Raw genomic sequence first — 9,264 nt, forward strand, 5'->3', positions numbered from 1 at the left:
CCGCCCCGCCCACCGCAGCGTGACCCAGGCCCCCGCCCAACCCCCACACGCCCTGACGCGCCCTCAACCGATCAACACCCCACCAACGTGACAACACCAGCGGATGACGTCGGTGATCAGGCGGATCGGAGAGCGGCGTTCGACAGGGGGTGCTCCTTGGATCGGGGTCTGTGCGATGCGGTCGAGCTGCATGAGGCACCGGCCGCCGTCATGGCCGACCTGTTCGTAGGTCGGCTCGGAAGCCCGGATACCCTCACCGACCTGGTTTTTCCGGGACGTTGTACGTTGACATGCTCCCGGCGGAGGTTTCCAGGCCTTTGGATTTCTTTCTTGTCTGCCGTGGGCGAATGCCCGCCGACAGCTGCGTGGAGCCCTCCTGCCACGGACGAGTTGAGGCGCAAGACATGCGCCAGCAGCTGCATCATGGAGGGGACTGTAAAACGTTTGGCTCTGTTCCGTAGTCGGTGCCGGCCTGCTGCCAGTGGCCGGTGCCCCGCCTCCCCGGTGGAACAGAGGGCGGATCAGTGTGCCTCGGCCGTCGGGACCGTGTAGATGCACTCCTCGATCCGGTCGATGAGGCCGTCGCCCTCGAACCGGAAGCAGACCGCGGCGTGGACCCTGCTGCCCGACCCATCGGCCAAACTCAGGTGAAGCACCTGCTGTTGGAAGACCTCGTCCGCATTCTGGAACTGGCGGATTACGTCGTACCGCAGCGCATCGACGTCAGCGGCAAAAGCCTTGAACCGCTCCAGCATCGCGTCGATCGCACGCTCTCCCTGACCGTCGTTCTGCCACACCGTGGCCCTGCTGGTGCACATCGCCCGGCACCCGGCGAGGTCGTACACCTCCAGAGAGCGCAGAAACGAAATCGCCGTCTCGCTGTTGTTCTGTCCCATATCGAGTTCCCATTTCGCTGTCTCTCGTTGAATGTGCGGCTGCCGAAAGGCCGTTCCGCGCCGTTCAGCGGCCGGTGCCGGCGGGAGTACGCCACAGCCCGGGCCGGGGCCCCGACCGCCGGACGGGACAGCCCTCAGAGCAGTTCGAGCCGACGCAGGTCGGTGACGTACTTGCCGATGAGGGCCGCCGACAGATGGGGGATGTCCTGACCGGGGCCGACTTTGGCGGCATGCACGGCGGCATGGAACCGGTCCGCGGATATCGCCGAGCCGGGAACGCCCTCCTCGGGTTGCGCGAAGGCGTGCAGCAGGGGCAGCAGCGAGTGCTGACGCTGCTTCTCCGGCAGGGCGCGGAGAGCGGTCGTGATGCGGGCGAGCCATTCGCCGTAGCTGTCGATCCGCCGGATCGGGTGACCTGCCTCTATGAGCCAGTCGACGAAGGTGTCCAGCGAGATGCCGTCGTCGTGCGGGTTCAGCACGTTGAAGGTCTGGTAGCCCTCGGTGGCCCGCGCGCCCAGCGCGGTGATGGCCTCTGCGGTGAAGTCGACCGGCAGGCCGTCGTAGTGCGCGCGGTCACTGGTCCGGTAGAACGAGGCCGGCGCGATGCCGGTGGCGAGCAGGCTCAGCAGCAGACGGGTGAACAGGTCGGGGACATTCAGCTGCCCCTGGTACCTGCTGTGCGCGAGGATCATGTCCGACCGGAAGACGGCGACCGGCAGGCCGCACAGGTCGTGTGCCTCCCGGAGCAGGACCTCCCCGGCCCATTTGCTGGTCGCGTACCCGTTGGCGTAGCTCCGGTCGATCCGCCGCACCGGGCTGGTGCTGCGGATGTCGGCGTCCTCTCCGAGAGCCGGCACCCCGGCTCCGGCCCCTACGGCGACGGTGGACACGTAGGTGATGGGTTTGATCCGCGCGGTGAGCGCCAGCCGGATCAGCTCTGCCGTGCCGACGACGTTGGGTCCGATCAGCTGTTGGTAGGGCAGTACGTGGTTGACCAGGGCGGCCGGGTGGACGATCAGGTCCGCGGTATCGGCCAGGCCCTTCCACGTTTCCTCGTCCAGGCCCAGGTGCGGCTCGCCGATGTCACCCGCGAGTACGTCCAGGGTCCCTTCGGCCAGATCCCGGTACCGCCGGAGCAGTTCCGCGTCACCGCTGCCGAAGGCCTCCTCAAGCCGCTTCGCCGCAGCAGCCGCGTCGCTTGCGCGTACGACGCAGATCAGCTTGCCGCCGGAGGGCGCCAGCCGCTCCAGCCATTCCAGGCACAGGAACCGGCCGAGGTAGCCGTTGGCTCCGGTCAGCAGGACGGCGCGCACGGCACCGCGGGGGCGGGGCAGCGCCGGCGCGGCGGCGAGCGTCGGCGCGCCGATGAACTTTTCCAGGGTGAGGTCACCGGCGCGGACTTCGGTGCTGTTCTCGCCGTGCACGGACGCGAATGTGGGCCGTTCCGCCCCAGACTCGCGTTCCGACTCTATGTACCTCGCCAGCCGGGCCAGATCATTGGCCGGGCTGAGGACCACCCCGACCGGAACCTCGATGTGGAAGATCTCCTTCATGAGGAGGGAGAAGGACAGCGCGGACAGGGAGTCCCCACCCAGGTCCGTGAGGTGCGCGTCGGCGCCGAGAGCGGTGTTCGAACAGCCCAGCAGTGCCTGGGCGGCCCGGGTGACCGTCTCCAGCACCGGTCGGTCCAAACCGGCTTGGAGCAGCTCCTGCACCTCCCTGACCTGGCCCTCGGCGATCTCGGCGGACAGCCGGTCAAGAGCCTCCCCGTAGCGCTCCTTGAGCCTGGGGCGCAGCAGTTTGTGGCTCTCGGAGAGCAGACCGTTCTCCGGGCTGAAGGGTTCGGTCTCGATCAGGAAGTCACGCGGGACCTCGTACGAGTTGAGCTCGGCCTCCCTGGCCATCTGCTGGAGCGCCTCGCTGAGCAGCGACTTGAGCGAGTCCGACTCCTCACCGCCGTCGGCCTGCGCGCAGGGCGCGGGCACCACCACCGCGAGCAGGTAGGCGCGTTCGCTGTTGCCGTGCAGGTAGATCTGCCGGATGAGGGGGCTGCCGGCGAAGACGGTCTCCAGTCGGGAGACGGCGATGAATTCGCCCTGGGACAGCTTCAGAGTGTCCTTGGTGCGGTCGACGTAGACCAGCCGGTCGGGTCCGACCTCGGCCATGACGTCGCCGGTCCGGTAGTAGCCGTCCTCGTCGAAGATCTCGGCGGTGACCTCGGGCCGCTTGTAGTACCCGGGAATGATGCTCTCCGTCCTGAGCAGCAGTTCCCCGCGCGGATGCGGTAGGTCGGTGCGGAAATAGCCCAGTTCCGGGACGTCGGCCAGCTTGTAGTCGATCACCGGCGGGCGCTGCACCACCGTGTCGAGCAGTACTCCGCCGGCCTCCGTGGACCCGTAGCCGGTGTACAGGTGGAGGTTCAGACAGGACTCGACGAAGGCCGCCACCTCCGCGGACAGCGGGGCGGTCCCGCAGAACGCCTTGGCCACGCGCCCGCCCAGGAGGTTCTCGCGCAAATCCGTCCTGACCGCCGTCTCGACGTCACCCGGTTCACCGGCTCTGCGGCCCAGTTCGCTCTGGTACTGCTGAAAGAGCATGTCGCACAGGCGCGGGACCATGGTCAGCTCGGTGGGACGGATCAGCGCGATGTCCTCGAACAGGGTGGACAGGTCGCTCCTGGCGGTGAAGTAGCCGACACCGCCCCGCACGAGCGAGCCCATCAGAGCGTAGCGGCCCGCGAGATGGCTCTGCGGCATGTAGAGGATGCTGATCGGGGGCCCGTCCGCCGCCCCGTAGCTGAACCCGTACCACGCGGTCCCGACCAGCCGCTGGGTGTACATGGCCCCTTTGGGGGTCCCGGTGCTGCCGGAGGTGTAGATGAGCAGGGCCAGAGGATCGTCTCCCGCGTCTGCGGTGAACAGAGGGGCGGGCGGCAGGCCGGCTCCGCGTTCGATCAGCGCGGTCAGTGAGCCGACGGCCACCGGGCGGCCGGCTTCGGCCAGGCGGCGCCGGGCGGACTCGAAGGCTGTTCGCTGGTCGGCGACTTCGGGACGGTAGTCGAACACGATCACGTGCTGGATCGAGCTTCCCTCGGTCACGGCTTCAACAGCGGTGTCCAGACGCTCGATGCTGGTGGCGAGGGCGCGCGGCTCCGTCTCGGCGATGATCGGTGTCAGTTGGGACAGCGGCGCACTGGACTGCAGGGGCACGGACACAGCACCGGCGTGGATGCACGCGAGGTCGAGCGTCGCATAGTCGGTACTGGCGAAGCCGAGAATGCAGATCCGGTCGCCGGCGCTCAACGGATGCTGCGGATCGTGGTGCCACGTGCCGGCGACCGCGCGGACACGTGCCCACAGTTCGCGGTAGCTGATGGTGTCGAACTTCGGGAGCAGCCGCGCTGTCGATGTTTCCTCCGCGCGTTGACCGAGAGCCGGCCGGTCCCCGTAGCCCTCCAGCACGGCCGCCATGACCTCGGCGAGTCCCTTGTCGGGATCACGCACTGCCGCAGTGACCGCCCCCAGTGGTTCGGTCATGATCAGGCCTCCCTTGGCGTCCAGGTAATGTCGGCACGTCCTGGATGTGGACGTCGCCGGGCACTTGACTGCGTGCGTTGTCCGGCCGCGGAATCCGTACGTCACTCCTCACAGTGGGCTGCGGTTCGGCGCGTGGTGTGCCGCCCGGCCGTGACCGTGTCCGCGGAACGCGCACCCGTGGGCGTGTGCGGACCTCACCAGCTGACCGACAGGGCTTCCACCCCGCGGATCAGGCGGTCGGTGCGCCAGGAGATCTGGTCGACCGGCACGGCAAGGCGCAGGCCGGGCAGGCGGCGGAGCAGGGATTCGAGCACGATTCGCAGCTCCATCCTGGCCAGCTGCGCGCCGAGGCAGTGGTGCACGCCGTGCCCGAAGGTGACGTGCGGAACGTTCCCTCGGTGGAAGTCGATCTCCTCCGGGTGGTCGAACACTGCGGGATCCCGGTTGGCGATCCCCAACTCGGCGACCACCGCGTCGCCCGCCCGAATGATCTGGCCGCTCAGTTCCACGTCCTCGATGGCGATGCGAGTGAAACCGGCGGACGCGCTGATCGGGATGATCCGGGAGAGTTCCTCGACCGCGTCGGGCACCAGACCGGGGTCGGCGACAAGTTTCTGCCAGAGATCGGGTCTGGTCAGCAGCGTGTAGACGAAGTTGCCGAGCTGGTTGGCGGTGGCCTCCTGGCCTGCGGACAGCAAGCTGACCCCGAGGCTGACCAGTTCCTCGTCGAGGAGCCGGTCGGCCTCGTCCTCCGCATCGACCAGTTCGCCGAGCAAGTCGTCGGTGGGGGTGGTGCGGCGGAGTACGACCAGGCCGGCGAGGTAATCGTTGAGGTGTCCCCGGGCCTGCGCGGACTGCACCGGATCGGACAGCATCAGCAAGCCGTCCACCCAGACGTTGAACCGGTCGCGGTCGGCGACGGGCACGCCGAGCAGTTCGCAGATGACCGTGATCGGCAGCGGCCAGGTCAGCGTCCGGGTCAGGTCAGCGGGCCCACCTGCGGCGATCATGGTGTCGAGCAGGCCGTTCACGATCTGCTCGACGCGCGGGCGGAGCGCTTCGACACGGCGTACGGTGAACGAGTTGGCCACCCGGCGCCGCAGCCGGCTGTGCTCCGGCGGGTCCATGCTCAGCATGGAGGTGCTGGGCAGACCGGTGGCGACCGTGCGGGGGATGTCCTCGCCCACGGCGGCGGCACGGCTGAACCGGGGATCGGCCAGTACCGTCTTGACGTCCGCGTGCCGTGTGACCAGCCAGGCGTCGCCACCGTAGGGCAGACTCACGCGCAGCACCGGCTGTTCGCCGCAGATCTCGGCCAGCTTCGGGTCCACTTCGAGCCGGTCGACCGGACCGAACGGGTAGGCCCGTATCCCTTCCCCTGTGGCGGTCATCGTGTCAGTCCTTTCAGTCCTGGCAGACGGTTACCTGCGCATACCTGGTCACCGATGAAGGAGGTTCAGCTCAGGGCCGCACTGCGCCCGCCGTCGATGACGAGAGTGCTGCCGGTGATCCACGCGGCGCGGTCCGAGACCAGGAAACCGACAGCCTCCGCGATGTCGCCCGACTGGCCGATACGCCCGAGCGGGATTTCGTCGGCCCACTCCACGGAATCGTTGCCGAGGTAATCAACGATCTTTTCGCGTGCCTCGTCCGCCCCTGGTGTCATGACGTTCCCGAGAGAGACGGCGACGACGCGGATGCCTTGCGGCGCCAACTCGGCCGCAAGCCCATTGCTGTAGGTCTCCAGTGCGGACTTGGCGGCTGCGTAGTGCAGGATCATCGGGTAGGACGCAATGGTGGCGATGGACGAGACGTGTACGACGACTCCGCCTCCGCTCTCGCGCATGGACGGCACGAGTGCGGAATTGAGACGGACCGCGGCGAGGAAGTTGATGTCCACTGTGTACTGCCAGTCCTTCTCAATGTCCAGCGCACTCTGAAAGGCTCGGCAGCCACCCGCGTTGTTGACGATGATGTCCACTCCGCCGAGATTTTCCAGAGCGGTATCCGCGAACTCGCGCACACCGTCGGGCGTACTGAGGTCGGCTCTGACGAACTTGGCTGCGGACGGGGTCTGCTCGGTCGGATTGCGGGCAGAGGTCACGACGGTGGCGCCGGCGCCGAGCAATTTCTGCACGATCGCGGCGCCGATACCGCGGCTGCCGCCGGTCACCACGGCCCGCTTGCCTTCCAACTCATTGGCGAGATTTTCAGTCTTTTCGGTAAGGCGATATCGGCCCATTCCGGGTTCCGCCCCCTTTTCTGCCTCAGCAGGCCTGTCCGCGCAGTGGATCGGCAATGGAGATCGGCTCTCCTTATGCTATTCGGAATGGGAGTTCCAGCCCGACCGACGGTGGCTACGCGGAATCACGAAGACCACTATCAACGGCCTCTCCGATACGGTCAAGCTGATTATTTCGATGAACTGGATCGCATCATGCGATACAAGCCGGAATGACCTCTGAGAGCTGGACATCGCTATCAGTGAGGCCGATAATCATGCGCTACCGGTGTGTGGCAGCAACAATTTCCGCACAGCCCGGGAACATCTCGTCAAGGGCTGCCCCGCACTGCCTGATGGATCAGTGCGCAGCAGTGGGACGCGTGGGGGAAACAGGTGTACACGGAACGTCCGTGTAAGCAGTGCCGACAAATCTGGAGGAACAATGGCCAGCCTGGACGAGCCGTTCACCGTGGGCGGCCTCACGGTCCCCAACCGGATCGTGATGGCCCCGATGACCAGGATGCAGTCCCCCGGCGGCGTGCCGGGCCCGGACGTGGCGGAGTACTACGCCCGCCGGGCGGCCCACCAGGTCGGCCTGATCATCACTGAGGGCACCTACATCAACCGGGCCGCCGCCGGCGCGTACGAGAACGTTCCCCACTTCTACGGCGAGCAGCCCCTCACCGGCTGGGCCCATGTGGTGCGGCGGGTGCACCAGGCCGGTGGCAGGATCATTCCTCAGCTGTGGCACACCGGGGTCATACGCTTCGGGACGGAACCGTCTGCGGAGGGCCCGTCCGGGCTCGGACTGGACGGCGCCCCGGCCGGTCATGCCATGACCCAGCGGAACATCGACGACACGGTGGCCGCCTTCACGGAGGCCGCCGCGGCCGCAGAGCGGCTCGGGTTCGACGGCGTGGAACTGCACGGCGCGCACGGCTACCTGATCGACGACTTCCTGTGGCGCGGCACCAACCGGCGTACCGACCGCTACGGCGGAGACCCGGCCTCCCGCGCCCGTTTCGGCGCCGAGATCGTGCAGGCGATCCGCGCGGCCGTCAGTCCGGGGTTCCCGGTTTTCTTCCGGCTCTCCCAGTGGAAGGTCAACCACTACGAGGCCCGCATCGCGGAGAACCCGGACGAGCTGGCGCAGTTGCTCACGCCGCTGGCCGAGGCCGGTGTCGACGCGTTCCACGCCTCCACCCGCCGATACTGGCTGCCCGAGTTCGACGGCAGTTCGCTCAATCTGGCCGGCTGGGTACGCAAGCTCAGCGGCAGGGCCACGGTGACGGTCGGCTCCGTCGGCCTGGACCAGGAGTACGGTGTGGGCGACTTCGCCCAGGGCTTCACCGAACAGGCCGGTCTGACCGGGATCGAGGAGCTGGTGGCCCGCCTGGAGCGCGACGAGTTCGACCTCGTCGCCGTGGGCAGGACGTTGCTGGCCAACCCGGACTGGGCGGAGAAGGCACTGCGCGGTGAGCTGGCCCAGACCGTTCCCTACGACCCGGCCGTGCTCAAGACCCTGATCTGACGGCCGCACGTCCGCTCCCGGCGCGCGCGGGACCTCCGGCAGTGGGCCGGCAGTTCACGAGCCGCCGGTCACGTCCGCAGAACGTTCCATATCACGCAATCGAATTCACTTCGCCACTGATCGAAACCGCAGAGCCCAGCACTTCCAGGAAGGCCCTGCCGCGGCTGCTGAGGTGCAGATCGGGCATCATGGCCACACCGAGGGACGAAGCAGGCACCTCTCCGGCGATCTCGACCGATCGGATACTCCCGCCGTCCAAAGTCCTCGCATGGGCCGCGCGTTGATACATCAAAGCGAACCCGGAACCTGCGGCCACCAGTGCACGCATGGTCTCAAGACTCGTCGTCGTGATCACTTGCGGCATCCGGACTCCCGCAGTGGCGAACATCGTCTCGAAATGGTGCAGAACGGCCGGGACGTTCAGAGTGACGAGCGGCCGAACGGCCAGCTCGTCCAAACCGATCGAGCCAGTCATGCCCATGGGGCCACCATCCGCCAGCAGGGCATGAACAGGCAGCTCGGCCAGAGGGTGAAACCTGGCACCGCCCGACAGGAAATCGTACGTCACGGCCAATTCGCACCGGCCGTCCTGCAGCAGCTCCAACAGCCGTTCCGATGCCTCGTGAACGTTCAACTGCAGGGCCATATAGCGCTCTTCAGTCATTCGGCGGACCAGGGGCAGCAGGAAGGGTGCGATCGAGAAGAAGAAACCCACATCCAGCCGGCCGGCGGTGTGGCCTGCCAGGGCGTCGCCCTGAGCTTTGAGGTTTCTGGCCTGCCCCAGCAACGCGCGTGCCTCCCGGAGCAGGTGGCGGCCGCTCGGGGTCAGGGTGACACCTCGGGCATGATGACGAAGCAGCAGCTGCACACCGAGTTGGCGTTCCAGCCTCATCACAGCGGAGGAGACCGTTGACTGCGATGCGCACAGCTGCTCCGCCGCCTCCGATATGTTGCCGAGCTCGGCGGATACGACGAAGTACCGCAATTGCGTCAGGCTGAAGCCCAGCCGATCGCTCATCGCGCACACCCGGAGAGCCTCGGATGCGCGGGCCGGTCCCGTCGGGCACGCGATTCCGC

6 protein-coding genes are annotated in these 9,264 nt (G+C 67.3%); 1 reads left to right on the forward strand and 5 read right to left on the reverse strand.

Going from position 1 to position 9,264, the window contains the following annotated elements:
* Positions 1-521: 521 nt before the first annotated feature.
* The 4 genes from ACF08M_RS37295 to ACF08M_RS37310 all read right to left on the reverse strand — a co-directional run bounded on the left by ACF08M_RS37295 (position 522) and on the right by ACF08M_RS37310 (position 6,674).
* Positions 522-896 carry a nuclear transport factor 2 family protein gene (locus ACF08M_RS37295; RefSeq protein WP_392189744.1) on the reverse strand — a complete coding sequence of 125 codons (375 nt, stop codon included), beginning with the start codon at positions 894-896 and terminating at the stop codon, positions 522-524.
* A 134-nt stretch (positions 897-1,030) separates the two neighbouring features.
* Entirely contained in the window at positions 1,031-4,432 is a 3,402-nt protein-coding gene (gene car, locus ACF08M_RS37300) for a carboxylic acid reductase (RefSeq protein ID WP_392189745.1), read from the reverse strand.
* A 194-nt stretch (positions 4,433-4,626) separates the two neighbouring features.
* Positions 4,627-5,823: a cytochrome P450 gene (locus tag ACF08M_RS37305; RefSeq protein WP_392189746.1), complete on the reverse strand. Its 1,197-nt coding sequence runs from the start codon at positions 5,821-5,823 to the stop codon at positions 4,627-4,629.
* Positions 5,824-5,888: 65 nt separating this feature from the next.
* Positions 5,889-6,674 (reverse strand): SDR family oxidoreductase, encoded by a 786-nt coding sequence (locus ACF08M_RS37310; RefSeq protein ID WP_392189747.1) that lies wholly within the window; start codon positions 6,672-6,674, stop codon positions 5,889-5,891.
* 424 nt (positions 6,675-7,098) lie between these two features.
* On the opposite strand from ACF08M_RS37310, the gene ACF08M_RS37315 reads away from it, so the two are divergent.
* Positions 7,099-8,187: an NADH:flavin oxidoreductase gene (locus ACF08M_RS37315; RefSeq protein ID WP_392189748.1), complete on the forward strand. Its 1,089-nt coding sequence runs from the start codon at positions 7,099-7,101 to the stop codon at positions 8,185-8,187.
* A gap of 91 nt (positions 8,188-8,278) precedes the next feature.
* Here ACF08M_RS37315 and ACF08M_RS37320 read toward each other — a convergent pair whose 3' ends face one another.
* Positions 8,279-9,205, reverse strand: coding sequence for a LysR family transcriptional regulator (locus ACF08M_RS37320; protein WP_392189749.1), 927 nt, complete (start codon positions 9,203-9,205; stop codon positions 8,279-8,281).
* Between the last annotated feature and the right edge of the window lie 59 nt (positions 9,206-9,264).

Source organism: Streptomyces sp. NPDC015032 (assembly GCF_043080425.1).
In the GTDB taxonomy this organism is placed as follows: Bacteria; Actinomycetota; Actinomycetes; order Streptomycetales; family Streptomycetaceae; genus Streptomyces.

Excerpts from the sequence above, each read along its gene's own strand:
- ACF08M_RS37310 (WP_392189747.1), bottom strand. The coding sequence starts at position 6,674 with ATGGGCCGATATCGCCTTACCGAAAAGACTGAAAATCTCGCCAATGAG.
- car (WP_392189745.1), bottom strand. The coding sequence starts at position 4,432 with ATGACCGAACCACTGGGGGCGGTCACTGCGGCAGTGCGTGATCCCGAC.
- ACF08M_RS37295 (WP_392189744.1), bottom strand. The coding sequence starts at position 896 with ATGGGACAGAACAACAGCGAGACGGCGATTTCGTTTCTGCGCTCTCTG.
- ACF08M_RS37315 (WP_392189748.1), top strand. The coding sequence starts at position 7,099 with ATGGCCAGCCTGGACGAGCCGTTCACCGTGGGCGGCCTCACGGTCCCC.
- ACF08M_RS37305 (WP_392189746.1), bottom strand. The coding sequence starts at position 5,823 with ATGACCGCCACAGGGGAAGGGATACGGGCCTACCCGTTCGGTCCGGTC.
- ACF08M_RS37320 (WP_392189749.1), bottom strand. The coding sequence starts at position 9,205 with ATGAGCGATCGGCTGGGCTTCAGCCTGACGCAATTGCGGTACTTCGTC.